Origin of the sequence: Brachybacterium equifaecis, assembly GCF_023509525.1 — a bacterium.
Lineage (GTDB): Bacteria > Actinomycetota > Actinomycetes > Actinomycetales > Dermabacteraceae > Brachybacterium > Brachybacterium equifaecis.
This window is the reverse complement of record NZ_JAKNCJ010000001.1, coordinates 26,988-49,190: the sequence shown is the minus strand read 5'-3', so window position 1 is coordinate 49,190 and position 22,203 is coordinate 26,988. Positions and strand designations below refer to the sequence as shown.

At 71.9% G+C, this 22,203-nt stretch carries 22 protein-coding genes and 1 tRNA gene; 12 read left to right on the top strand and 11 right to left on the bottom strand.

All coding sequences use genetic code 11. The annotated features are described in order from the left end of the window. The first annotated feature begins 3 nt into the window (after positions 1 to 3). The 3 genes from lysS to Bequi_RS00230 all read left to right on the top strand — a co-directional run bounded on the left by lysS (position 4) and on the right by Bequi_RS00230 (position 2,335). A complete protein-coding gene (gene lysS, locus Bequi_RS00240) occupies positions 4 to 1,530 on the top strand; it encodes a lysine--tRNA ligase (protein WP_249735987.1) in 1,527 nt (508 codons plus the stop codon). A gap of 1 nt (position 1,531) precedes the next feature. Further along, positions 1,532 to 1,789 carry a hypothetical protein gene (locus Bequi_RS00235; RefSeq protein ID WP_249735986.1) on the top strand — a complete coding sequence of 86 codons (258 nt, stop codon included), beginning with the start codon at positions 1,532 to 1,534 and terminating at the stop codon, positions 1,787 to 1,789. Between the two features lie 213 nt (positions 1,790 to 2,002). Next, a complete protein-coding gene (locus Bequi_RS00230) occupies positions 2,003 to 2,335 on the top strand; it encodes a histone-like nucleoid-structuring protein Lsr2 (RefSeq protein ID WP_249735985.1) in 333 nt (110 codons plus the stop codon). 76 nt (positions 2,336 to 2,411) lie between these two features. Here Bequi_RS00230 and Bequi_RS00225 read toward each other — a convergent pair whose 3' ends face one another. From Bequi_RS00225 to Bequi_RS00215, 3 genes are all read right to left on the bottom strand, one after another. Continuing rightward, entirely contained in the window at positions 2,412 to 3,365 is a 954-nt protein-coding gene (locus Bequi_RS00225) for an aldose 1-epimerase family protein (RefSeq protein WP_249735984.1), read from the bottom strand. Then, complete coding sequence (locus Bequi_RS00220) at positions 3,362 to 4,858, bottom strand: malate:quinone oxidoreductase (protein WP_249735983.1); 1,497 nt, start codon at positions 4,856 to 4,858, stop codon at positions 3,362 to 3,364. Before Bequi_RS00220 ends, Bequi_RS00225 begins: the two co-directional genes overlap by 4 nt. A 145-nt stretch (positions 4,859 to 5,003) precedes the next feature. Next, positions 5,004 to 5,246 carry a hypothetical protein gene (locus Bequi_RS00215; RefSeq protein WP_249735982.1) on the bottom strand — a complete coding sequence of 81 codons (243 nt, stop codon included), beginning with the start codon at positions 5,244 to 5,246 and terminating at the stop codon, positions 5,004 to 5,006. Positions 5,247 to 5,428: 182 nt separating this feature from the next. Between Bequi_RS00215 and Bequi_RS00210 the strand changes: the two genes are divergently transcribed. Genes Bequi_RS00210 through Bequi_RS00200 form a run of 3 tightly spaced genes read left to right on the top strand, consistent with a single transcriptional unit; the run spans position 5,429 to position 9,391 of the window. Then, positions 5,429 to 8,032, top strand: a complete 2,604-nt coding sequence (locus Bequi_RS00210) for an ATP-dependent Clp protease ATP-binding subunit (protein ID WP_249735981.1) — start codon at positions 5,429 to 5,431, stop codon at positions 8,030 to 8,032. A 37-nt stretch (positions 8,033 to 8,069) separates the two neighbouring features. After that, positions 8,070 to 8,873: a DedA family protein gene (locus Bequi_RS00205; RefSeq protein ID WP_249735980.1), complete on the top strand. Its 804-nt coding sequence runs from the start codon at positions 8,070 to 8,072 to the stop codon at positions 8,871 to 8,873. Continuing rightward, positions 8,870 to 9,391, top strand: a complete 522-nt coding sequence (locus Bequi_RS00200; RefSeq protein WP_249735979.1) for an amino-acid N-acetyltransferase — start codon at positions 8,870 to 8,872, stop codon at positions 9,389 to 9,391. The genes Bequi_RS00205 and Bequi_RS00200 overlap by 4 nt, the downstream gene beginning before the upstream one ends. Before the next feature lie 6 nt (positions 9,392 to 9,397). Here the strand turns inward: Bequi_RS00200 and Bequi_RS00195 are convergent, their stop codons facing one another. The 5 genes from Bequi_RS00195 to Bequi_RS00175 all read right to left on the bottom strand — a co-directional run bounded on the left by Bequi_RS00195 (position 9,398) and on the right by Bequi_RS00175 (position 13,050). Then, a complete protein-coding gene (locus Bequi_RS00195; RefSeq protein WP_249735978.1) occupies positions 9,398 to 10,366 on the bottom strand; it encodes an HhH-GPD family protein in 969 nt (322 codons plus the stop codon). 240 nt (positions 10,367 to 10,606) lie between these two features. After that, the gene (mscL, locus tag Bequi_RS00190; RefSeq protein ID WP_249735977.1) at positions 10,607 to 11,023 is read right to left on the bottom strand and encodes a large conductance mechanosensitive channel protein MscL; all 417 of its coding nucleotides are present in this window, start codon (positions 11,021 to 11,023) and stop codon (positions 10,607 to 10,609) included. Between the two features lie 94 nt (positions 11,024 to 11,117). After that, the gene (locus tag Bequi_RS00185) at positions 11,118 to 11,765 is read right to left on the bottom strand and encodes an SAF domain-containing protein (protein ID WP_249735976.1); all 648 of its coding nucleotides are present in this window, start codon (positions 11,763 to 11,765) and stop codon (positions 11,118 to 11,120) included. Positions 11,766 to 11,929: 164 nt separating this feature from the next. After that, positions 11,930 to 12,298, bottom strand: a complete 369-nt coding sequence (locus tag Bequi_RS00180) for an FmdB family zinc ribbon protein (RefSeq protein WP_249735975.1) — start codon at positions 12,296 to 12,298, stop codon at positions 11,930 to 11,932. A 95-nt stretch (positions 12,299 to 12,393) separates the two neighbouring features. Continuing rightward, complete coding sequence (locus Bequi_RS00175; protein WP_249735974.1) at positions 12,394 to 13,050, bottom strand: 5-formyltetrahydrofolate cyclo-ligase; 657 nt, start codon at positions 13,048 to 13,050, stop codon at positions 12,394 to 12,396. A 49-nt stretch (positions 13,051 to 13,099) separates the two neighbouring features. Between Bequi_RS00175 and Bequi_RS00170 the strand changes: the two genes are divergently transcribed. From Bequi_RS00170 to Bequi_RS00150, 5 genes are all read left to right on the top strand, one after another. Then, positions 13,100 to 13,738: a GNAT family N-acetyltransferase gene (locus Bequi_RS00170; protein ID WP_249735973.1), complete on the top strand. Its 639-nt coding sequence runs from the start codon at positions 13,100 to 13,102 to the stop codon at positions 13,736 to 13,738. Positions 13,739 to 13,774: 36 nt separating this feature from the next. Beyond that, entirely contained in the window at positions 13,775 to 14,710 is a 936-nt protein-coding gene (locus Bequi_RS00165; protein WP_249735972.1) for a hypothetical protein, read from the top strand. A 104-nt stretch (positions 14,711 to 14,814) separates the two neighbouring features. Further along, positions 14,815 to 14,887: transfer RNA gene (locus Bequi_RS00160), tRNA-Ala, on the top strand. Between the two features lie 310 nt (positions 14,888 to 15,197). Next, on the top strand, positions 15,198 to 16,049 hold the full coding sequence (locus Bequi_RS00155) for a type 2 periplasmic-binding domain-containing protein (protein WP_347271949.1): 852 nt from the start codon (positions 15,198 to 15,200) through the stop codon (positions 16,047 to 16,049). Positions 16,050 to 16,238: 189 nt separating this feature from the next. Further along, positions 16,239 to 16,709 carry an S-ribosylhomocysteine lyase gene (locus Bequi_RS00150; protein WP_249735971.1) on the top strand — a complete coding sequence of 157 codons (471 nt, stop codon included), beginning with the start codon at positions 16,239 to 16,241 and terminating at the stop codon, positions 16,707 to 16,709. A 123-nt stretch (positions 16,710 to 16,832) separates the two neighbouring features. Here Bequi_RS00150 and malQ read toward each other — a convergent pair whose 3' ends face one another. After that, positions 16,833 to 18,980 (bottom strand): 4-alpha-glucanotransferase, encoded by a 2,148-nt coding sequence (gene malQ, locus Bequi_RS00145; RefSeq protein WP_249735970.1) that lies wholly within the window; start codon positions 18,978 to 18,980, stop codon positions 16,833 to 16,835. 118 nt (positions 18,981 to 19,098) lie between these two features. Then, on the bottom strand, positions 19,099 to 20,724 hold the full coding sequence (locus tag Bequi_RS00140; protein WP_249735969.1) for a dolichyl-phosphate-mannose--protein mannosyltransferase: 1,626 nt from the start codon (positions 20,722 to 20,724) through the stop codon (positions 19,099 to 19,101). Positions 20,725 to 20,813: 89 nt separating this feature from the next. On the opposite strand from Bequi_RS00140, the gene rsmI reads away from it, so the two are divergent. Then, positions 20,814 to 21,656 carry a 16S rRNA (cytidine(1402)-2'-O)-methyltransferase gene (gene rsmI / locus Bequi_RS00135; protein ID WP_430623080.1) on the top strand — a complete coding sequence of 281 codons (843 nt, stop codon included), beginning with the start codon at positions 20,814 to 20,816 and terminating at the stop codon, positions 21,654 to 21,656. 147 nt (positions 21,657 to 21,803) lie between these two features. Here the strand turns inward: rsmI and rpmF are convergent, their stop codons facing one another. Beyond that, the gene (gene rpmF, locus Bequi_RS00130; RefSeq protein ID WP_249735967.1) at positions 21,804 to 21,974 is read right to left on the bottom strand and encodes a 50S ribosomal protein L32; all 171 of its coding nucleotides are present in this window, start codon (positions 21,972 to 21,974) and stop codon (positions 21,804 to 21,806) included. Positions 21,975 to 22,203: the final 229 nt, after the last annotated feature.

The window sequence follows — 22,203 nt, the reverse complement described above, 5'->3', positions numbered from 1 at the left end:
GGCATGAACGCACAGCCCACGCCGCACGGCCAGACGGATCCCGCAGGTCCCCTGGACACCTCCGACCAGATCGCGGTGCGCAAGTCCAAGCGCGAGCGGCTGCTGGAGCGGGGTGAGGAGGCCTACCCGGTCTCGGTGCCGATCACCTCCTCGATCGCCCAGGTGCGCGAGCAGTACGCGCACCTCGAGGACGGCGAGGAGACCCAGGACGTCGTCGGGATCGCCGGTCGCATCGTCTTCCAGCGCAACACCGGCAAGCTCTGCTTCGCCACCATCCAGGACGGCGCGGGGGAGCGGCTGCAGATCATGCTGAGCCTCGCCGAGGTCGGCGAGGAGCGCCTCGCTCAGTACAAGGCCGATGTCGACCTCGGCGACCACGTGTTCTTCCACGGCCGCGTGGGATCCTCCCGCCGCGGTGAGCTCTCGATCTTCGCCGACGAGTGGCGCATGGCCGCGAAGGCGGTCCGCCCCCTCCCGGTGCTGCACGCGGACCTCTCCGAGGAGTCCCGGGTGCGCAGGCGCTATGTGGATCTCATCGTGCGGCCGGAGGCCCGTCGCACCGCGCGCCTGCGCGCCGAGGTGATGCACGCGCTGCGCGACTCGTTCCGGCGCCGCGATTTCGTGGAGATCGAGACGCCCATGCTGCAGGTGATCCCCTCCGGCGCCGCGGCGCGTCCGTTCGTCACGCACATGAACGCTTTCGATCTCGATCTGTACCTGCGCATCGCGCCCGAGCTGAACCTCAAGCGCGCCGCGGTCGGCGGCCTGGAGCGCGTGTACGAGATCAACCGGAACTTCCGCAATGAGGGAGCGGATTCCACGCATTCGCCGGAATTCGCGATGCTCGAGGCCTATCAGGCTTACGGCGATTACGACTCGATCGCCGATCTCACCCGCGCGCTCATCCAGGAGGCGGCCGAGGCCGCGTCCGGCTCGCAGATCGTCACTCTCGCCGATGGCAGCGAGTACGACCTCTCGGGGCAGTGGAAGCAGATCACCGTCTACGGCTCGCTCTCCGAATCCCTCGGCCAGGAGATCACCCCTGAGACGACTGTCGCGCAGCTGCAGAGCATTGCGGAGGGTCTGGGACTGGATCTGGATCACCCGAAGTTCGGGCACGGGAAGCTCGTCGAGGAGCTGTTCGAGCATCAGGTCGGCGATGCGCTCCACGAGCCCACGTTCGTGCGCGATTTCCCGGTCGAGACGAGCCCGCTGGTGCGCGCCCACCGCTCGACGCCCGGCGTCGTGGAGAAGTGGGATCTGTACGTGCGCGGCTTCGAGCTCGGCACGGGCTATTCCGAGCTCGTGGATCCCGTCATCCAGCGCGAGCGCTTCGCGCAGCAGGCGCGCCTCGCGGCGGCCGGGGACGACGAGGCGATGCGCCTGGACGAGGACTTCCTCGAGGCGATGGAGCACGCGCTCCCGCCGACCGGCGGCATGGGGATGGGCATCGACCGCCTGCTGATGGCCCTGACCGGTCTCGGGATCCGCGAGACCATCCTGTTCCCCCTCGTGAAGCCGGGGGCCTGAGATGGGCAGCGGCTTCTGGTACGAGGCGGGTTCGCTCGTCCCCTCCATCGGGGTCGGGCTCCTGTTCTGGTTCGCGATGCGCGCGATCCTGCGCGCGGATCGCCGCGAGCGCGAGGCCGAGCGCCTCGCCGACCGCGAGCTGCGCCTCGCCCAGCGCGCGGCAGGCGAGAACAGGGCGTCCTCCCCGGGGGCGGCGGGCGAACCCGCGAATGCCCCCTCGGATTCCGATTCCCGTGGCGATGCTCACATGAAGATGTGAGTTCCGGGAAAACCTCGGGAGGCTTCCGAGGCTGAAAGATCTCACGGATATCCCGCTTCGCAGGCACTGGCGGGGCGAAGAAGTTCTTCTCTGCGCGAGCCCTCGAGCCGATCCGGCTCGAGGGCTCGCCGTGTTTCTTCTCGCCGCGCACAGGGAAGTGTGGGAATAATAGGGGCAGCCCGATACCCCCGAAGCATATGAAGGAGTCTGCTGATGGCCCGCAAGACTTTTGTTGAACTCATCGATGATCTGGACGGCTCGAAGGCCGAGGAGTCCGTGAGCTTCTCGCTCGACGGCGTCGCCTACGAGATCGATCTCTCGGCCGAGAACGCTGAGCGCCTGCGCTCGGATATCGGCGAGTGGGTCGGCAAGGCCCGCCGCGTCGCCGGTCGCAAGACCCGCGGCACGGGCTCCGCCTCGAGCGCTTCCGCGAACAACGACTCGGCGAAGGTGCGCCAGTGGGCGCGCGAGAACGGCCGCGAGGTCTCGGACCGCGGCCGCATCCCCGAGGAGCTGCGCCAGGCGTACTACGCCGCCGGCAACTGACCTTCCCCGCGCATGCGAGAAGCCCTGACCCGCTGATGCGGGTCAGGGCTTCTCGCATGCGAGGGCGGGTGGGGCCTCACCAGCCGCGGATGCTCCAGGAGGCCTCATGGGTGCTTCCGGGCTCGAGCCGCACCAGGTCCGTGCCCGAGCGGAAGGCGTCGGGCGGGCAGGTCATCGGCTCGAGGGCGAGGCCCTTGCGGTCGTTCTCCGGTTCGGGCCGGTCCGCCGTGTGCACCTGCACCCACGGGCAGCTGCCGTCGGCGCTGACCTCGACGCCCGTGCCCCCCGGGGCGCTGACCCGCACGCTCCATCGCGAGCGCTCCGCGTCCGCCCCGCGGGGGAGGAGGCCGGTGAAGGCATGATCGATCTGCAGGTCGCCGAGTCGGCGCGCGGTGCGGAAGTCCCACTCCGATCCGGGGGCGATCCGCTGCGTGCGCAGGGGGAGCAGGTTCTCGTCGACCTCGAGGACCTCCTCGGCAGGGAGTTCGAGGCTCCACTCCTCGAGCGGCTCGGGGCCCGCCACCACGTAGGGGTGGGGGCACACCCCGTACGGAGCGGTGCGGGTGCCGGCGTTGAGCGCGCGCACGCGGGTGGTCAGGCCCTCGGCGGCGTCCAGGCGGTGCTCGACCTCCAGGCGGAGGGTGAACGGGTACGCAGGCTGCGGCCGCAGGGTGTGCGCGAGCACGACGGCGTCCTCCTGGGCGGAGAGCACCTCGAACTCGGAGAACGAGACGAGCCCGTGCAGGGCGTTCCCCCGCTCGGGCTCGTTGACGGGGACGAGGATCTCCTCGCCCTCCCACACGTACGCGCCGCGACCGATGCGGTTCGGCCACGGTGCGATCAGAGCGCCGCGGTGCAGCAGCATCGGACCGTCCTCCGGGCTGATCAGGACGAGCGGACGCCCTGCGAGCTCGAGCGACTCGAGCATCGCGCCGACGCTCGAGACGGCCGCGCGGTACTCGCCCGCGCGCAGCTCGATCCGCTCGCCCCGTGCGCGCAGGGGCAGGGAGGGGCGGGCGGCCGCGGTCATCCGCGCAGGCCCAGCACGGAGGCGGTCGCCTCGAGGCTGCGGTGGGCGGCGCCGGCGTCGTCGGCGAGATCCGTGCCGAGGCTCGGGACCATCTCGCGGATCGTGGGCTCCCAGCCGTCGATGCGGTCGGGGAAGACGGAGCGGAGCATGCCCAGCATGATCGTGGTCGCGGTGGAGGCGCCCGGCGAGGCCCCCAGCATGCCCGCGATCGACCCGTCGGCGGCGGTGATGAGCTGGGTGCCGAACTGCAGCACACCGACCTTGTCGGCGTCCGGGGCGATCACCTGGACGCGCTGACCGGCAGTGATCAGCTCCCAGTCCTCCTGGCGGGCGCTCGGCATGTACTCGAGCAGCGCGGCGAAGCGCTTCGCGGGGGTCGCGGCGACCTCGCTGACGAGATACGTCATCAGATCGAGGTTCGGCGGCGCGACGGCGAGCATCTGCAGGAGGTTCCCGGGCTTCACGGACCCGGGCAGATCCCACAGGGAGCCCTGCTTGAGGAACTTCGGGGTCCAGCCCGCGTAGGGGCCGAACATGAGCGACTGCTTCCCGTCGATGTAGCGGGTGTCCAGGTGGGGCACGCTCATCGGCGGCGCGCCGACGGCCGCCTTGCCGTACACCTTCGCATCGTGCCGGGCGATCACCTCGGGGTTCGTGCAGCGCAGCCACTGGCCCGAGATCGGGAAGCCGCCGAATCCGCGGATCTCCTCGATGCCCGACTTCTGCAGGAGCGGAAGGGCGGCCCCGCCTGCTCCCACGAACACGAACGGTGCGCGCACCACGCGGGTGGAGCCGTCGGCGCGCCGCGCCATGACGCCCCACTCGCGGGGCTCGGCGCCGGGCATCCGACGCAGGGAGGTGACCTCCCAGCCGCAGCTCACCGTGGTGCCGACGCTGCTCGCGAAGCGCAGCATCTCGCGGGTCAGCGCGCCGAAGTCCACGTCGGTGCCGTCGGGGGAGTAGGTCGCGGCGATGTTCTCGGTGACGGGCCGATCCTCTGCCACCAGCGGGGCCCACTCGGCGAGCTGAGAGTGATCGGTGGTGAACTCCATCCGGTCGAACAGGGGGTTGCCGACGAGAGCGGCGTGGCGCCGGCGCAGGTAGTCGACGTTGTCGGCGCCGTGCACGAAGCTCATGTGGGGCACGGAGTGGATGAACGCCGAGGGATCCCCGATGCGTCCCGTCTCGACCAGGTGCGCCCAGTACTGGCGGCTCATCTGGAACTGCTCGTTGATGAGGGTCGCCTTCTTGGGGCTCACCGAGCCGTCGACGTCCTGGGGGGTGTAGTTGAGCTCGCACAGCGCGCTGTGGCCGGTGCCCGCGTTGTTCCATCCGTCGCTCGACTCGAGCGCCACGTCGTCGAGCTTCTCCAGCACCTCGATGCGCCAGTCGGGCTGCAGCTCGCTCAGCATGGCTGCGAGCGTCGCGCTCGCGATGCCGCCCCCGATCAGCACTGCGTCTGCGCGCGTGACATCCACTGCCAGATCTCCCATGACACTTCCGTTCGTATCGTGCGCCCGACTGCGATCCGGACGCCCTCGGGGGCGCACGCGACGGCGGCGCACGGCATCGATGCCGTGCGCCGCCGGTGGCGTCCGGCTGTCAGGCCAGACTATCGCTGCGCTGGAGCGGGAGCGCTCAGAGACCCGCGCCGGGATCCCGGCGCTCGGCGACATAGCCGCTGGGGTCCTGGCGCGCGGTGACCGTGGTGCGGCGGCCCGCGAGCATCAGGAGCAGCCCGACGAGGAAGAGGACTCCGCCCCCGACCATCAGGATCGTGCCCAGCGTGCCTCCCGCGACGAAGGGGAGGTCGACCTCCAGTGCGAAGCGGCAGATCGCTCCGATGACGAACAGGATGATGCCTCCGACGATCGCGCCCATGGTGTGCTCCTCGTGCTCGGTGATGCGGTGGAAAGGGTCGGACTGCGGCCGCGACAGCGGCCGGTGATGCCGACAGCGTAGCGGTCCGCACCCCGGTGTCACGCCCGCGGCGAACACGCAGGGGAGATGTCCCCCCTGCCGCGTACGCTCGATCCATCACCACCACCCGATGGGGGAGAGACATGTTCGAACGCTTCACTGACCGTGCACGCCGCGTCGTCGTCCTGGCACAGGACGAGGCCCGCCTGCTGAACCACAACTACATCGGCACCGAGCACATCCTGCTCGGGCTGATCCACGAGGCCGAGGGCGTCGGCGCGAAGGCTCTGGAGGCACTCGGCGTCACGCTCGATGCCGCCCGCGAGCAGGTGCGCGACATCATCGGCGAGGGCAATCAGGCCCCCACCGGCCACATCCCCTTCACGCCGCGCGCGAAGAAGGTGCTGGAGCTGAGCCTGCGCGAGGCCCTCCAGCTCGGCCACAACTACATCGGCACCGAGCACATCCTGCTCGGCCTGCTGCGCGAGGGCGAGGGGACGGCCGTCAAGGTCCTCTCCCGCCTCGGCGCCGAGCCCGCCGCCGTGCGCAGCGAGGTCATCGAGCGCCTCTCCGGCTACCAGGGCAAGGAGCCGGCGACCGCCGGCGGCCCCGCCGAGGGGCAGCCCGCCGGTTCGCTCGTGCTGGACCAGTTCGGCCGCAACCTCACGCAGGCCGCGCGCGACGGGTCGCTGGATCCGGTCATCGGGCGCGAGCACGAGGCCGAGCGCGTGATGCAGGTGCTCAGCCGCCGCACGAAGAACAACCCCGTGCTGATCGGCGAGCCGGGCGTCGGCAAGAGCGCCGTCGTCGAGGGCCTCGCCCAGTCGATCGTGCGCGGCGACGTCCCGGAGACGCTCAAGGACAAGCAGCTCTACACGCTGGACCTCGGATCGCTCGTGGCGGGCTCCCGCTACCGCGGCGACTTCGAGGAGCGCCTGAAGAAGGTGCTCAAGGAGATCCGCACGCGCGGCGACATCATCATCTTCATCGATGAGATCCACACCCTCGTCGGCGCAGGCGCCGCCGAGGGCGCGATCGACGCCGCCAGCATCCTCAAGCCGATGCTCGCGCGCGGGGAGCTCCAGACCATCGGCGCGACCACGCTCGAGGAGTACCGCAAGCACATCGAGAAGGACGCCGCCCTCGAGCGCCGCTTCCAGCCGATCCAGGTCGACGAGCCCTCGATCACGCACACGATCGAGATCCTCAAGGGCCTGCGCGACCGCTACGAGGCGCACCACAAGGTGACGATCACCGACGGCGCGCTCGTGGCCGCGGCGAACCTCGCCGATCGCTACGTGAACGACCGCTTCCTGCCGGACAAGGCGATCGACCTGATCGACGAGGCCGGGGCGCGCCTGCGCATCCGCCGCCTCACCGCTCCGCCGGAGCTCAAGGAGTTCGGCGCGCGGATCGAGGAGGTCCGCAAGGCCAAGGAGGAGGCGATCGACTCCCAGGACTTCGAGAAGGCCGCCTCCCTGCGCGACGAGGAGCAGTCCCTCAAGTCCGAGCACGACGAGCGCGAGAAGGCCTGGCGCAACGGCGAGAGCGACGCGGTGACCACGGTCTCCGAGGAGGTCATCGCCGAGGTGCTCGCCGCCTCCACCGGGATCCCGATCGTCAAGCTCACCGAGGAGGAGTCCTCGCGGCTGCTCCACATGGAGGACGAGCTGCACAAGCGCGTCATCGGCCAGGACGAGGCCATCAAGGCCCTGTCCCAGGCGATCCGCCGCACCCGTGCGGGCCTGAAGGATCCCAAGCGCCCCGGCGGGTCGTTCATCTTCGCCGGCCCGACGGGCGTGGGCAAGACCGAGCTCGCGAAGGCTCTGGCCGAGTTCCTGTTCGGCGACGAGGACTCCCTCATCCAGCTCGACATGTCCGAGTTCGGGGAGAAGCACACCGCTTCGCGCCTGTTCGGCTCGCCCCCCGGCTACGTGGGCTACGACGAGGGCGGCCAGCTCACCGAGAAGGTGCGCCGCAAGCCGTTCAGCGTGGTGCTGTTCGACGAGGTCGAGAAGGCCCACGTCGACATCTTCAACTCGCTCCTGCAGATCCTCGAGGACGGTCGTCTGACCGATTCGCAGGGCCGCGTCGTGGACTTCAAGAACACCGTGATCATCATGACCACGAACCTCGGCACCCGCGACATCGCCAAGGGCGTGCAGGTCGGCTTCCAGGCCGGCGGCGACCTCTCCACGAACTACGAGCGGATGAAGAGCAAGGTCCACGAGGAGCTCAAGCAGCACTTCCGCCCCGAGTTCCTCAACCGCGTCGATGACGTGGTCGTCTTCCCGCAGCTCTCGCAGAGCGAGATCGTGGAGATCGTGGATCTCATGGTCGGCAAGCTCTCCGCGCGCCTCGCGGAGAAGGACATGAGCATCGAGCTGACCCCGGCGGCGAAGGCGCTCCTGGCCGACAAGGGCTACGACCCCGTTCTGGGCGCGCGTCCCCTGCGCCGCGCGATCCAGCGCGACATCGAGGACGCCCTGAGCGAGAAGATCCTGTTCGGCCAGGTCCACGCCGGTGACGCGATCCTCGTGGACGCGGAGGGGGAGGGCATCCTCGGGGAGCTGACGTTCCAGCGCCGCGGCGAGGACGGCACAGTGAGCCCCATCTCGGATCACGTGGACGTCGAGTCGATCACGGGCGCGCGCGCCGAGGAGCTCACGCATCCTGACGCGCAGTCCAGCGACTCGGACCCGCTGCCCGCCTCGGAGCCGGGCACCGGCACGACCGGGACCCGCTGACCCGCCGCCTCGAGCGGCGCAGCGGAGATCGCGCAGCATGAGCACCATCCAGGACTGGATCCTCACCGTCGGCGACGCGTGGTGGGTCCACCTGGTGGTGCTCGCGCTGTGCGCGATCGATGCCTTCTTCCCGACGGTCCCCAGCGAGTCCGTCATCGTGGCGCTCTCCTCCCTCTGGTCCTCCTCCGGTACCCCGGCCATCTGGCTGGTGGCTCTCGCCGCCTGGGCGGGCGCCTTCGCCGGCGACAACATCGCGTATGCGATCGGGGCGAAAGTGGGATGGGAGCGCTTCGGCTTCCTCCGGCGCGGCCGCGGGCTGGCCGCCGTCAAGGCCGCCGAGAGCGGGCTGGACAGGCGAGCCCTCCTGCTGCTGATGACCGCCCGCTACATCCCCTTCGGCCGCACGGCCGTGAACCTCACCGCCGGGGCGGTGCACTACCCCTGGCAGAAGTTCTGGCGGCGCGCCCTCGCGGCGACCGCCGTGTGGGCCCTCTACTCCTGCGCCATCGGCGCGGTGGCGGGCTCCTGGTTCGAGAACAACCACCTGCTGGCGATCACCGTCGCCGTGGTGCTCGCGGTCGTGATCGCGCTCGGAGTCGAGCGCCTGGTCGCCCTGCTCAACCGGATCCTCGATCGCCATCATGAGCGGCGCGCAGCCGCCGCCGTCGCCGAGCAGGAAGCGGCGCTGGACCGGATCGCCGCCGAGATCGACGAGGCCGAGGCCGCCGGCGATCATGAGCGCAGCGCGCACCTGCGCCACCGGCGTCGTCAGCAGGAGATCGTCGCGCGCGCATTCCCGCGCCCGCCCACCGACCGCGCGAGATCGGACGCCCCCTCATGAGCATCGCCCTGCGCCCCGCCCTGCCCGCTGACGTCCGTGCGATCGATGCGCTGGTCGAGCCTCTCGCCGCGCAGAAGATCCTGCTCGGCAAGGAGCTGGTTGTCTACTACGAGGCGATCCAGGAGTTCCTGGTGGCCGTGGACGAGCACGGCACGATCGTGGGCTGCGGCGCCCTGCACGTGATGTGGGAGGACCTCGCGGAAGTACGCACGCTCGCCGTCGCGGACTCGGTGCGCGGCCAGGGCGTCGGCCACCTGCTGCTGGACGGTCTCCTGCGCCGGGCCGCGGATCTGGGCCTCGAGCGGGTGTTCTGCCTGACCTTCGAGGTCGACTTCTTCGCCCGCCACGGCTTCGAGCCGATGGGGGAGGAGCCTATCCCCAGCGAGCTGTTCAGCGAGCTGCTGCGCTCGCACGACGAGGGAGTGGCCGAATACCTCGACCTCGCGCGCGTAAAGCCCAACACGCTGGGCAACACGCGCATGATCGTGCACCTCCGCGAGGGCCGACCAGGCGCCTGAGCGGCGTCACGGAAGCCGCAGACCGCCCGCGAGGTCGGCGCTTTCAGTGTCGCCTGCAGCCTCGCCCGCAGCCCCGGCCGCCGGCTGCTGGGGGATCTCGACCGCGAGGCCGTCGGCGACGAGGGTGCCCCGGCATCGCCGCACGCGCTCAGGATCGTTCGGGTCCAGAGCGGCGATGGCCTCGGGGCCTGCCGGTCCCTTTCGCAGGAGCGCCATGATCTGGCCGCGCAGCTGGCGGTCCGTCCCGGCGAACGCCTGCGTGCGCGCGGGGGCGCCCGTCCCCTCGGGGCGCCCCGCAGCGAACCACCTGCAGTGCCGCTCGCGCAGAGGGCACTCCTCGCAGCGCGGCGCGCGTGCGGTGCACACGAGCGCGCCCAGCTCCATCACGGCCTGGTTCCAGCGCACGGACTGCTCCCTGCCCTCCGGGAGGGAGGCGGCGGTCAGCGCCCGCTGGTGGGCCGTGAGGGCGGGGCCGGGGTGGGCGTGGCCGTCGAGCGTGCGCACGAGGACCCGCCGGATGTTCGTATCCGCCACGGCCGCGCGCCCGTGGTGGGCGAAGGCGGTGATCGCGGCGGCGGTGTACTCCCCGATGCCCGGCAGCGCGCGCAGCGCCTCGAGACCGCGCGGCACCTGCCCGCCGTGCTGCTCGGTGATCACGCGCGCGCACTCCTGGAGGCGCAGTGCGCGCCGGGGGTAGCCGAGGGTGTCCCAGGCTCGCAGCACCTCGGCAGTTGGCGCGGCGGCGAGATCGGCAGGGGCCGGCCAGCGTCGCATCCACTCCTGCCACCGGGGCAGCACGCGGACGACGGGGGTCTGCTGCAGCATGATCTCGGAGACGAGGATGCTCCAGGCGCTCGCGTCCGGGTGGCGCCAGGGCAGATCGCGCCCGCTGCGGTCGAACCACGCGATCACCGCTGCAGTCGCCTCCTCGGGCAGATGGCTCTGCAGGGCAGGGGGAGCGGGGCGCGCGGGCATCCCAGGACCGTATCCCACCGGGCACGATCGCACCGGGTCCGATGCCACCCGACCCGATGCCGCCGGGCAGGATTCCACCGGCTCGATGCCGCCGGGCCCGATGCCACCCGGCCCGATGTCTCCGAGCACGGCGAAGGGGCGGGACCGATATCGGTCCCGCCCCTCGCGGTGCGGCAGATGCCTGCCTGGAGATCCTGCGCTGCAGATCCGGCATTCAGCCGGACTGCAGGAGCACGAGGATCAGATGCGGGTGCCACCCTGCTGGGTCGCGAGCAGGTCGCGGATCTCGGTGAGGAGCACGACGTCCTCGGGAGCGGCGGACTCCTCCTCGGCCGGCAGGCCGCGGCGAGCGCGAGCGGCCTGGCGAGCCTTGGCCACCGGCATCACGAAGACGAAGTACACGACCGCAGCGGTGATGAGGAAGGTGATGATCGCGGTGATCAGGGCGCCGATGTTGATGGCGGTCGCCGGGTTGTCGGCGAAGATGCGGAATGCCAGGCCATCGACGTTGTTCGCACCGCCGGCGGCGGCGAGAACGGGGTTGATGATGTTGTCGGAGAAGGCGGTGACGAGCGCGGTGAACGCGCCGCCGATCACGACGCCGACCGCGAGGTCGATGACGTTGCCCTGCATGATGAAATCCTTGAAGCCCTTCATGGGGATGTCCTTGTCTGCGCGTGGAGCGCGAGCCTCTTCGGGGGCGGGAATGGCGGGGCCGGCCGTCGCGGCCGGGTCCCTCACGATTCGGACGCTAGTCGATGAAAGTGATCAGAAACCAGCCCTCGTGCGTGGCGTAGGCGACGTCACGGGCATTGTGTGGTGCGATTCCCACGATCACGGCGGTGCCCTGTGATCCAGATCCGCTTTCCGCCCAGAGCTCCCCGCCGTCGGCAGTGGCGGCGGCCACAGGGACGTCCACGACCACCGCGTCGACGACGAGGGTCTGCCCCGGATCGGGCGTGGAGAGCACGATGCTGAGCGCGTCCCCGGGCACGAGCCGCTCGCGCAGCGAGGGATCGACGGGCAGGACCAGCTGGGCGAGCCCGCGGGTATCCGGTGCGGCGGCCTCGGCGGCGAGCTCCTCCGGGCGCAGGATGTCCCCCTCGTGGAGGGGAGAGGGGAGACGGAGTCCGATGAGAGCGGAGGGGTCGGTGCCGGACCCCGGAGGGACGAGCGCCCGGGGGATCTGCACCGTGCGCAGATCGGAGGCGTCGAGGACATGGCCCCGCTCCAGCGGCCGCGCGGCCTGGACGACTCCCGCCTGGGGACTGCGCTCGGGCAGGACGCTGGGCACGGCGATCGCGAGGAGCCCGGCGGTCAGGAGGACGCCGAGCAGGCGTCGCCGGCGCCGGGCGGCGCGGCGGAGGTGCGGGAGCAGGGAGCGCAGGCGCAGGAGCATCCTGCGACGCTACGTCCGGGCCGCCTTTCCCGGGCGGCTCCTGCGGTGCGCTGTGGACAGCGCGCTCAGGGGAGGGTTCGCACAGCGCACAGCGTCCAACACCGAGCGACCGGGCCTGGCGGCCGGGGCCGAGGGACTGGCGCCGGGGAGCCGAGAGGGTCGCCTCAGGAATCGGCGGAGGAGGACCCTGATGCCGAGGTCGAGGAGGACGCCGCAGGGGCGCTCGAGGAGCTCGCCGCCGGCGCCGCGGAGGACGCGCCGGTGCTCTCGCCCGTCGCGCTCGAGGAGGAGTCCGTCCCCGAGGCGCCGTCCGAGGAGCCCGCGCTCTTGCCCGCATGGCCTGCCGAGGTCGACTTCGCGGAGTCGGTCGAGTAGAAGCCTGAGCCCTTGAAGACGACGCCCACGCTGTCGAAGACCTTCCGCAGGGAGTCCTGGCTGCATTCGGGGCACGTCACCAGGGAGTCCTCGCTGAAGCTCTGGTACTTCTCGAAGCGATGGCCGCAGTTCTTGCAGGCGTAGGCGTACGTGGGCACGGGGCCGCTCCTTCAGGGGTCGGCGGGCGCTCGGTGAGCGCCGCGCAGCATGATCGCGAAGAACAATACCGTCGGGGCCGGCCTCGTCGGAGAGCTCAGGGGCGGGGCAGACCCTCGAGGCCGCCCGTGGTGAGGGCGCCGCTCACGGGCCGATCGTGAGGCTCGACGGGGACCCGGCGGTGCTCGAGCACCTCCCACGGATGGACGACTGCGATCACAGGGGCGTCGGCCGGAGCGTGCAGGAGCGCCCGGTCGTAGAGGCCTCGGCCATGGCCGAGGCGCATCCCGCTGCGGTCCACGGCGAGGGCAGGAGCGAGCACCAGCGCGGCTCCGGCGAGTGCCGAGGGGCCTAGCCGGGGCCCTCGCGGCTCCCGCCCGAAACCGCGAGCGGGAGAGTCCGCCAGCGCGCTGCGCGCGTCCCACGCGGCCCAGTCCAGCTCATCCCCGCCATCGAGCGGCAGCACCAGCTCGGCGCCCGCCTCCGCCAGAGCCGCCAGAAGCGCGTGCACGTCGGGCTCGCGCGGCGTGGGGTCGAACGCAGCGATCCGCAGGGGACCTCCGTCTCGCGCCGAGACTCGGGCGAGCCCCAGGAGCGTCGGAGCGGCAGAGGCGAGCTCATCCGCCTCGCGAGCGGATCTGCGGGAGCTCGCCTCGGCGCGCTGGGCGCGCAGGCGGGTGCGCAGGTCGCGCTTGGCGTCGGCGACCTCTGCCGGGGATGCGGCGCTCCACGAGAGAGGGGGGTCAGTGTGCATGCACCCAGCATGGCACCGCCTCCTCCGTCGCGGTGGCTACGATCTGCAGATGCCTTCCCCCTGGCCCCTCGAGCTCACCGACGGCGACCTGCTGCTGCGCCCGCTGCGCAGGCGGGATCGCCGTGCGTTCGAAGCGCTCCTCGCCGAGAACCGGGACTGGCTGCGGGCCTGGGATGCCACGGACCCAGTGGGCGATCGCGCCCGGCCGCCGTTCGCGACGCTGCTGCGCTGGACGCACCAGCAGGCCCGCGCACGAGCGATGATCCCCCTGCTCATCACGCGGCGGGGCGCGATCCTCGGACAGGTCAGCGCCTCCCCGATCCTCTACGGCCCGCAGTCCAGCGCCGTGATCGGCTACTGGGTCGGCAGTGCGCACGTCGGTGCGGGCATCGCCCCGCGCGCGGTGGCGCTGCTGGCAGACCACCTCTTCGCCGAGGCCGGGCTACACCGCATCGAGGTGAACATCCGCCCGGAGAATGCGGCCAGCCTGCGGGTGGCCGAGAAGCTGCATCTGCGCGAGGAGGGCCTGCGCCGCGCGTTCATCCACGTGGACGGCGCCTTCCGCGATCACCTCTCCTTCGCGCTCACGGCCGAGGAGGTCGCCACCGACGCGAGCGGCAGGGGAGTGCTGCGCCGCTATCTGGCCGAACATCACTCGGACGGAAACGGACACCCGGGCGCGTCGTGAGCAGGGGAATCACAGCTGTGTCATTAGTGTGCAGGTGTGGAGAACTTCAACCTCGGGGCAGTGCTCATCGCCCTCCTGCTGCTGCTGTGGATCGGCTACGCCGTTCCGCGCACCGCGGCGCGCAGGGACGTGATGGGCGCGGCGCACCAGGTGGAGCGCTCTCGAGAATCGGCCACCGCCAGGGATCTCTCTGCGGCGATTCGCACCCTTCCCCGAGCACATGAGGTGAGTCCCATGACCGAAGACCGCATGCTCCTGCGGCCCGCCGATCCCACACGCCGCCCGCGCTTCGAGGAGGACCCCGGCACCCGCGTGGGCAGCCTCTCCGAGAACGTGACCGCACGCCGGATGCTCATGGCCGTCCTGCTGGTGCTGGTCGTGGGCACGATCGCGCTCGCCGGACTCTCCCTGGCGGGGATGGTGCCGTGGTGGAGCGCGGTCGTGTGCGCGGCTGTGCTCGGCGTGTACCTGGTGGGCCTGCGGCGCGCCGAGCTGGAGCGCCGCAGCCGCGCGATGACGCTGCGCGCCGCCTCCCGCGCCGAGGCCCGCCGCCAGCACCCCGCATCGGCCCAGCCCGCCGTCTCGCCGAGCGCCGGCGAGGCGCTCGCGAGCGGGCCCCACGAGGGCGGCTCCGTGCGCGTCAGCCGAGTCCCGGCCGACGGCGCTGCGGCGCAGGCGAACCGGGCAAGCGCCCTCGGTGAAGAAGTCGAGGCTGCTGCGGAGCAGGTCCTCGCTCCCGGGGAGTGGACCCCCCGCCCCGTGCCGCGCCCGGCGTACAGCCTGCGCGGCGACGTCGAAGACCTCGCCACCCGCCACGCGGCGCACCGCCGCAGCGTGGCCGGGCTCTCGGTCCCGCTCGAGACCGAGAGCGAGGATCGCGATGAGGCGCTGCGCGAGGATGCGGCGCAGAGCGAGCCCGCACCCGTCGTGGAGCTGAACCTCAACGAGGTCCTCGCCCGACGTCGCGCCTGAGGCGCCCGGGCGGGCGCTGGGATGTGATCCTGATCCAGCGCCCCGCCCAGGGGCCGGCGCACTCGCGCGGTGGTGCTAGGCTTGTCGGGTCGCTCCGGCGGCATGGGGCTTTAGCTCAGTTGGTAGAGCGTTTCGTTCGCAATGAAAAGGTCAGGGGTTCGATTCCCCTAAGCTCCACTCGAGAAACCGTGAGACAGTGACTCGTGCGAAAGGCCTCCGCTTCGGCGGGGGCCTTTCGTCTGTCCAGGTTCGGCTTGGCAGAGCACACCCGCTTCCGGCGGCGCGCTCCCGCTCCCAGCGGGATGCCGGCACTGGCCGGTGGCCTGCCTCGGCGTCAGGCCCGCTCACGTATCATTCGTGCGCCGGAAAGGTACCTCAATGGGCCGCAAGGCGGCAGTTCGCGTCGCCCAGCGTGCCGGCAGGGCGGGCAGGCGGGCAGGCGGGGAAGGCGAGGACTGCGCCGCGGGCGGCCCCGTATCCTGGGCGCATGACATCGCGGGGATCCTCAGGCAGCCGTCGCACCAGCTCGACGCGGGGCCAGGGTGCCGGCGCATCGAAGTCCGGCGCCTCGAGAGCGGGCAGCGCGAAGAAGGGGGGCGGCAGCGCCCGCGGTGCGGCCGGCAGCGGGAAGGCAGGGGGCCAGGGCCGCCCGCGGCAGAAGGCGAAGCCCCCGATCACCACGATCCAGCAGATCCTGCGCGTCGGGTTCATCCCCGGCGTCGAGCCCGATCGCTTCATGCGCCGCTGGAAGACCGCCCCGCGCACCGCCTGGCTCGAGCTGCATCCGCTGGCGCTGTCCGAGCAGCTCTCTGCGCTCGCCGAAGGCCGCGTGGACATGTGCTTCGTGCGCCTCCCGCTCATGGAGGGTGCCGGTGCGCAGGGTGCCGGTGCGCAGGGCACTGATGCGCCGGTCTCCGATTCGAAGGGCGTCGACCCGGAAGCGACCGGCGCACCGGCTGCGCTGACCGCGGCGGACCTCCACATCGTGCCGCTGTGGGAGGAGCAGCCCGTGGCCCTCATGGGCGATGAGCACCTGCTGAGCCTGCACGGGGAGATCCTCCTCGCGGACCTCGAGGGCGAGACCGAGATCCTTCCCCGCCATCTCGACGACGCGGAGGAGCGCGTGGAGGTCGCCGCCACCGGCGCGGGCTTCACCCGGCTCCCGCTCTCGCTCGCCCGGCTGCACCATCGCAAGGATGCCGTGCACCGTGTCATCACCGATGCGGAGCCGACGCAGATCGCGATCGTCTGGCCTCGCGCGGCAGACGACGATGCCCGCCAGGAGTTCGTGGGCACGGTCCGCGGCAGGACCGGCCGCTCGGGGCGCAATGGCGGCTGAGCAGGGCAACGGGTCGGAACGTCTCCCGCGGGGATGGGCTCGTCCGCGGCACCGCGGCACCGCGGCACCGCGGCACCGCTGCACCGCGGCACCGCGGGACCGCTGCACCGCTGCACCGCAGCGCAGGAGGGGCCGAGCTCGCCCCGCTAGGCTCGTCGGCATCCCCGAGATGCCCGAGGAGGCACCCCAGTGACCGAGCAGCCCCGCATGAACGTCGAGAGCTTCAACCTCGACCACCGCACCGTCGTCGCTCCGTACATCCGCATCGCGGATTCCAAGACCCTCCCGCAGGGCGATGTGCTGACGAAGTTCGACGTGCGCTTCACCCAGCCGAACGTCTCCGCGCTCGACAGCGACGTGGTGCATTCGCTCGAGCACCTCATGGCCGAGCACATGCGCAACCACACCGATGCCGTCATCGACGTCTCCCCGATGGGCTGCCGCACCGGCTTCTACGCCCTGCTCGTCGGCGAGCACACCCCGGAGGACTTCGCGCCGGTGCTCGAGGCGACGCTGCGCGACGTGCTGGAGGCGAGCGAAGTGCCGGCGGCCAATGAGATCCAGTGCGGCTGGGGCGCCCACCACACGCTCGAGGGCGCGCAGGCCGCCGCGCGCGCATTCCTCGAGCAGCGCGCGCAGTGGGGGAGCGTCACCGCCTGAGCGAGGGCTGGTGAGGGGCGGGTCCCGCGCGCAGCGAGCCCGCCGCCCCTTGCGACATGCAGAAGGGCTCGGCGCCGTGACGGCGCCGAGCCCTTCCGCTGTCCCGCGATCCCGGGCCCGGGATCAGGAGCGATCGAGCTCCTCGCGGATCGCGCCGAGCAGGCGGGCGGTGCGCGCGGAGGCGGCGATGTCGTCCACGCTCACCACGGCGCCGCTCTCGTCGGCCAGCGGCACCCGCCAGTTCGGGTACTCGTTGTCGGTGCCGGGCTGGTTCTGGATCCGGCGCTCGCCGACGCAGTCCACGAGGGACACGCCGAGCAGCTGCGAGGGCGCCTGCGCGAGGTGGCGGTGCAGGGCGATGATCGTGTCCTCCACGCTCGCGCCCTCGGCGAGCAGACCCTCCTGCCGCAGCACGCGCAGCACCTTCTCGCGGCCCTCCTCGTCGGAGCGCAGCTCCTCCTCCAGCGGCCGCTCCAGCAGCCCGAGCTCGTGGCGCAGCGCCACGTGGTCGCCCGCGAGGTATCCCGCGGTCGGAGGGAGGTCGTGGGTGTTGACCGAGGCCAGGCACAGCTCGCGATAGGTCGACGGGGCAAGCGGCTGCCCCTGGGAGTCGTTCTCGAACCACAGGATCGAGGTGCCGAGGATCCCGCGTCCGGCGAGGTAGTCGCGCACCCACGGCTCGAAGGTCCCGAGATCCTCGCCGACGATGATCGCGCCGGCGCGCTGGGCCTCGAGGGCGAGGATGCCGATCATCGCCTCGTGGTCGTAGTTCACGTAGGCGCCGTCGGAGGCCTGGTTGCCCTCCGGGATCCACCACAGCCGGAAGAGGCCGAGCACGTGGTCGATGCGCAGGGCGCCCGCGTGGCGCATCAGGGTGCGCAGCATGTCGCGCCACGGGAGGTAGGCGGCCTCGGCGAGAGCGTCGGGGCGCCACGGCGGCTGGTCCCAGTTCTGCCCCAGCTGGTTGTACTGGTCGGCCGGCGCGCCGACGCCGATCCCGCGGGCTAGCACGTGCGCGAGGCGCCAGGCGTCCGCTCCGTGCTGCGTGACGCCGACGGCGAGGTCGTGCATGAGGCCGATCCGCATCCCCGCTTCGGTCGCGGCGAGCTGCGTGGCGGCCATCTGCTCGTCCAACACCCACTGCACCCAGATGTGGAAGTCGATGCGGTCCGCGAGCTCGGCGCGGGCCTGCGCGGCGAGGGGGCTGCGGACGTCCTCCTGCAGCACGGGCGGGGTGATGCCCGTGGCGGCGGCGCGCTCATCGAGTGCGCACCACAGGGCGTAGTCCTCCAGGCCTTCGCCCTCGCGGGCGCGGAAGGCATCGAGCAGCGCCTGGCGCGCGGGCGTGCGGGGCACCGCGAAGAGCTCCTCGAGCGCCTCGTTCTTGCGGGCGAGGACCTCGTCGCGCACGAGACGGTCGGCGCGGTCGTTCCAGGGGGAGACCTCCCCGCGCAGCAGCGCGATCTTCTGGCGCGCGAACTCCGGGAGGTCCCGGTACTCGGGGACCTCCTCCGGTCGCACGTAGAGCGCGGAGGTGAACCGGCGAGTGACCGGGAGGTACGGGGAGGGCAGCACGGGCGGGCGCGGGTTCGAGGCGTGCAGGGGGTTCACCAGGAGGAAGTCGGCCCCGTGCCGGACGCCGAGGATGGCAGCCAGGTCGCGGGCGTCCGCGAGGTCCCCGATGCCCCAGGAGCGCGGGGAGCGCACGGAGTAGAGCTGCGCCTGGATGCCCATGGCGCGCTTCGCGCCGAGGCGGTCCTGGACGGTGACGCGCGCGGGGGTGACGACGAGCTGCGAGCAGTGCTCCTCGGCGTCCCGGCCCTGCGCGGGCCCGACCTCGGCGAGGATCCGGTGCCAGCCCAGCGGAAGGCCGACGGGCAGTCGGAAGCTCGCCTGGCCGCGGCGCCCGCCGTCGGCCTCGAACGGGGGAGTGAAGTCCTCGAGCTGCTCGAGGAGACGCTCGGTGCCGTCCTCGAGGAGGATGCGCACGCGCACTGCGGCACCGTCGGGCACGCGCACCGCGAGGCCGCGGTCGGCGTCCTCACGCATCACGACGACCGGCGGGAGGGTGCGGGCCCAGGCGGCCTGCTCGCGCTCGCGGCGCACGCGCTCGATGTCGTCGTCGGTCTCGATGCGATGGCCGAGGGCGGCGAGCACCTTCCTCAGGGTGTCATCGGCGACCTGCTTCTGCACGCCGTCCCACCCCCAGAAGTCGATGCTGACCCCGATGTCACGGGCGAGTGCGCGCAGCGCTGAGGTGTCCAGAGGCATGCCCCAATCGTATAGGCGGCTGAGGGTGCCCTCGCCGCCGCGCTCAGTGCGGGAGACGGCCCCGCTCGGTGGCATGGGTCACCCGGGCGCGCGCCTCAGGGGCTCGCGGCGGTCCGGCTCAGGGCCAGGAGGGCAGCCACATGCGCCACTGCCACTGCTCGTGGTCGATCACCTGCCCGGTCCAGATCGGCCAGAAGAACGCCGAGACCAGCACGATCAGCACCAGCAGGGCGCCCACGGCCAGCACTGCAGGCCGCCGCAGCGAGGAGGGCGAGCCCGCCGTGCCCGCCGGCCCGAGGGCGAGCCCGATCGCGTAGGCCAGGCACATCACGAGCCAGGGCTCGAAGACGATCGAGTAGAAGGTGAAGACCGTGCGATCCAGGTACAGCAGCCACGGCAGGTACCCCGCGGCGATCCCGGCGAGGATCGCCCACGCGCGGCCGTCGCGCCAGCGGATCCCTGCGAACACCGCCACGGCGATCGCCGCCGTGCCGAGCCACCAGATCAGCGGGTTGCCCACCGACATCACCTGGGCGGAGCACTGCTCTACCCGGCAGCCCGCCTCCCCGAAGTCGAAGTCCCGGTAGTAGAAGTTCGTCGGCCGCAGCTGGAGGAGCCAGCCCAGGGGGCTCGCCGCGTAGGGGTGGGGATCCGAGAGCGAGACGTGGAAGGCGTAGGAGTCGCGGTGGTACTCCCACAGGGAGCGCAGGCCGTCGATGACGGGGGAGTCGCCCTCATGGCCGTGGGTGCGCGCCCAGTCGCGGAAGTAGCCCTTGTCGGTGACGAGCCAGCCCGTCCAGCTCGCGATGTAGACCGCGATCGCGGTGGGCACCATGGCGAAGAACGCCGGGATGGCATCGCGGGTGAGGCCCTTCAGCGCCCAGCGCGGCTCGCGCACGGTGCGCCTCGCCCACCAGTCCCACAGGACCGTCATGATCCCGAAGACCGCGAGGACGTACAGCCCCGACCACTTCACCGAGCAGGCCATCCCCAGCAGCACCCCGGCGAGCAGCCGCCAGGGCCGCCAGCTGCGTCCCGCATCCGCCGCGACCGCACCGGTGAGCGCGGCCGCGCTGATCCGGGCGAGCCGCTCCCGGTGCTGGTCGCGATCGATGAGCAGCGCGCCGAACGCGGCCAGCACGAAGACCATCAGCACGGTGTCCAGCAGGCTCGTGCGGGACATCACCAGGTGCAGCCCGTCGATCGCCAGCAGCCCGCCCGCGATGGCGCCCATGCTCCCCGAGCGCAGCAGCCGGCGCGCGATGCGCACGGTCATCAGCACGTTGAGGGAGCCGGCCAGGGCCACGGAGATCCTCCACCCCACCGCGCTGTCGGCGCCGAGGGCCGACATGCCCGCGCCGATGATCCACTTGCCGAGGCTCGGATGGACGACGCGCTCCCCGGCAGGGAGGTAGGTGTCGACCGCGCCGGCCTCGAAGGCCGGGTTCGCCTCGTCGGGCCACTGCATCTCCACCCCCTCCTGCCAGAGGGTGTAGCCATCCTTCACGTAGTACGTCTCGTCGAAGATCAGCTCGTGGATCGCTCCGAGCCCCCAGAGGCGCAAGGTGAGCGCGAGGGCGAGCAGGACGAGGGCGGGGAGCCACGTCACCCATCCGCGGGGCAGGTCGCTGCAGTGCAGGAGCCGGCGCTGGGACGCCAGGGCTGCGCCCGGATCCGCCGACGCGACCCCCGAGCCCTCGGAGGGGACCTCGTCGCGGGCGGGGGATCGGGGGGCTGGCTGCACCCGGTCATGCTAGGTCATGCCCGGTCCGCTCCCGGAGCGTCCATCCGGCCCGTGCTGCGCGCCTCGGGCGCGCGCCTACGATGGCTGGCATGCTGCAGCCCGGAGTCCTCACCCTCGCCGCCACCCCCATCGGCAACCCGCTCGATGCGTCGGTGCGGCTGATGCGGGCGCTCGCCGACGCCGATCTCATCGCCGCCGAGGACACCCGGCGCCTCCAGCGCCTCCTGCGGGATCTCGACGTGAAGGCCGGTGCGAAGATCATCAGCTGCCACGAGCACAACGAGGTGGAGCGGATCCCTTGGCTGCTCGAGGCGCTCGCCGCGGGCCAGAAGGTGCTGCTGGTGACCGATGCGGGCATGCCCGTCGTCTCCGACCCCGGGTACCGCGCCGTGCAAGCCGCCGTGGCCGCGGGCCGACGGGTCGAGGTGATCCCGGGTCCCTCGGCAGTGCTGACGGCGCTCGCCGTCTCGGGGCTGGCCCCGGATCGCTTCTCCTTCGAGGGCTTCGTCCCCCGCGGCCCCGGGCAGAGGGAGAGCCTCTTCGCGCAGCTGCGCGAGGCGCGGCGCACGCTCGTGTTCTTCGAGTCCCCGCGCCGCACCGCCTCCGCTCTCGCCGCGATGCGCGACGGATTCGGCCCTGCGCGGCCCGCGGTCCTCGCCCGTGAGCTGACGAAGACGCATGAGGAGGTCGTGCGCGGGACGCTCGCGGAGCTCGCCAAACGGGCCGCGACGACCGAGGTGCTCGGCGAGATCGCGATCGTGGTCGCCGGCGCCGACGCGGTGGCCGCTGACCCGGCGGAGCTCGCCGCGGAGGTGGTGCGCCGCGCCGAGGCGGGGGAGCGCCTGAAGGATGCCGCCAAGGAGGTCGCGCGCGGGCACTCCGGGATCAGCGCCCGCGACCTCTACGAGATGGCGCGCACGCAGCGCGGCTGAGAGCGACCGCTGGCTCCCGCCGCGGCAGCCCTTCCGCACGGCAGGGGAGCGGACTCCGGGAACGACGAGAGCCCCGACCGGATCGGTCGGGGCTCTCGTCGGGATCCGGGAGCGAGCGCGAGGCTCAGCGCGGATCGGAGAAGGGGATCAGTCCTCGAACTGGAGGAGACCGCGCTGGTAGGCCTTCGCGAGGCGACGCGGCACGGCAGCGGTGCGGCCGCGCACGGTGACCTGCACGAGGCCGTCGTTGCTGGCCTTCCAGTTGGAACGACGGGACCGGGTGCGAGCCCGGGACATCTTGAACTTGGGCACTGCCATGGGAACGCTCCTTGACGGTCCGGAAATGTGGTCATCGAGGGTGTCTGTCCTGCGAGCGGGCCCGCCCCGTGAGGGGCAGCGGCGGGGAGCCGCGAGGGCGCGCGGATGGACACGCAACGGTCCACTATTCTGCCACATGCCCGAGGCGGGGCCCCCGGCCGGGCCGGTGATATGCGCCACCGGCCATCGCAGGGAGGGGCGTCGGCCCAGTCCAGAGGGATCGGCGACG

What these genes read in the sequence shown, in the direction of transcription:
- Bequi_RS00215 (WP_249735982.1), bottom strand. Translation starts at nt 5,246, where the DNA reads ATGGGCGCGATCGTCGGAGGCATCATCCTGTTCGTCATCGGAGCGATC.
- Bequi_RS00210 (WP_249735981.1), top strand. Translation starts at nt 5,429, where the DNA reads ATGTTCGAACGCTTCACTGACCGTGCACGCCGCGTCGTCGTCCTGGCA.
- Bequi_RS00235 (WP_249735986.1), top strand. Translation starts at nt 1,532, where the DNA reads ATGGGCAGCGGCTTCTGGTACGAGGCGGGTTCGCTCGTCCCCTCCATC.
- rsmI (WP_430623080.1), top strand. Translation starts at nt 20,814, where the DNA reads ATGCTGCAGCCCGGAGTCCTCACCCTCGCCGCCACCCCCATCGGCAAC.
- Bequi_RS00185 (WP_249735976.1), bottom strand. Translation starts at nt 11,765, where the DNA reads ATGCTCCTGCGCCTGCGCTCCCTGCTCCCGCACCTCCGCCGCGCCGCC.
- Bequi_RS00195 (WP_249735978.1), bottom strand. Translation starts at nt 10,366, where the DNA reads ATGCCCGCGCGCCCCGCTCCCCCTGCCCTGCAGAGCCATCTGCCCGAG.
- Bequi_RS00170 (WP_249735973.1), top strand. Translation starts at nt 13,100, where the DNA reads ATGCCTTCCCCCTGGCCCCTCGAGCTCACCGACGGCGACCTGCTGCTG.
- Bequi_RS00220 (WP_249735983.1), bottom strand. Translation starts at nt 4,858, where the DNA reads ATGGGAGATCTGGCAGTGGATGTCACGCGCGCAGACGCAGTGCTGATC.
- Bequi_RS00205 (WP_249735980.1), top strand. Translation starts at nt 8,070, where the DNA reads ATGAGCACCATCCAGGACTGGATCCTCACCGTCGGCGACGCGTGGTGG.
- Bequi_RS00230 (WP_249735985.1), top strand. Translation starts at nt 2,003, where the DNA reads ATGGCCCGCAAGACTTTTGTTGAACTCATCGATGATCTGGACGGCTCG.
- Bequi_RS00225 (WP_249735984.1), bottom strand. Translation starts at nt 3,365, where the DNA reads ATGACCGCGGCCGCCCGCCCCTCCCTGCCCCTGCGCGCACGGGGCGAG.
- rpmF (WP_249735967.1), bottom strand. Translation starts at nt 21,974, where the DNA reads ATGGCAGTGCCCAAGTTCAAGATGTCCCGGGCTCGCACCCGGTCCCGT.
- lysS (WP_249735987.1), top strand. Translation starts at nt 4, where the DNA reads ATGAACGCACAGCCCACGCCGCACGGCCAGACGGATCCCGCAGGTCCC.
- Bequi_RS00200 (WP_249735979.1), top strand. Translation starts at nt 8,870, where the DNA reads ATGAGCATCGCCCTGCGCCCCGCCCTGCCCGCTGACGTCCGTGCGATC.
- Bequi_RS00155 (WP_347271949.1), top strand. Translation starts at nt 15,198, where the DNA reads ATGACATCGCGGGGATCCTCAGGCAGCCGTCGCACCAGCTCGACGCGG.
- malQ (WP_249735970.1), bottom strand. Translation starts at nt 18,980, where the DNA reads ATGCCTCTGGACACCTCAGCGCTGCGCGCACTCGCCCGTGACATCGGG.
- Bequi_RS00175 (WP_249735974.1), bottom strand. Translation starts at nt 13,050, where the DNA reads ATGCACACTGACCCCCCTCTCTCGTGGAGCGCCGCATCCCCGGCAGAG.
- mscL (WP_249735977.1), bottom strand. Translation starts at nt 11,023, where the DNA reads ATGAAGGGCTTCAAGGATTTCATCATGCAGGGCAACGTCATCGACCTC.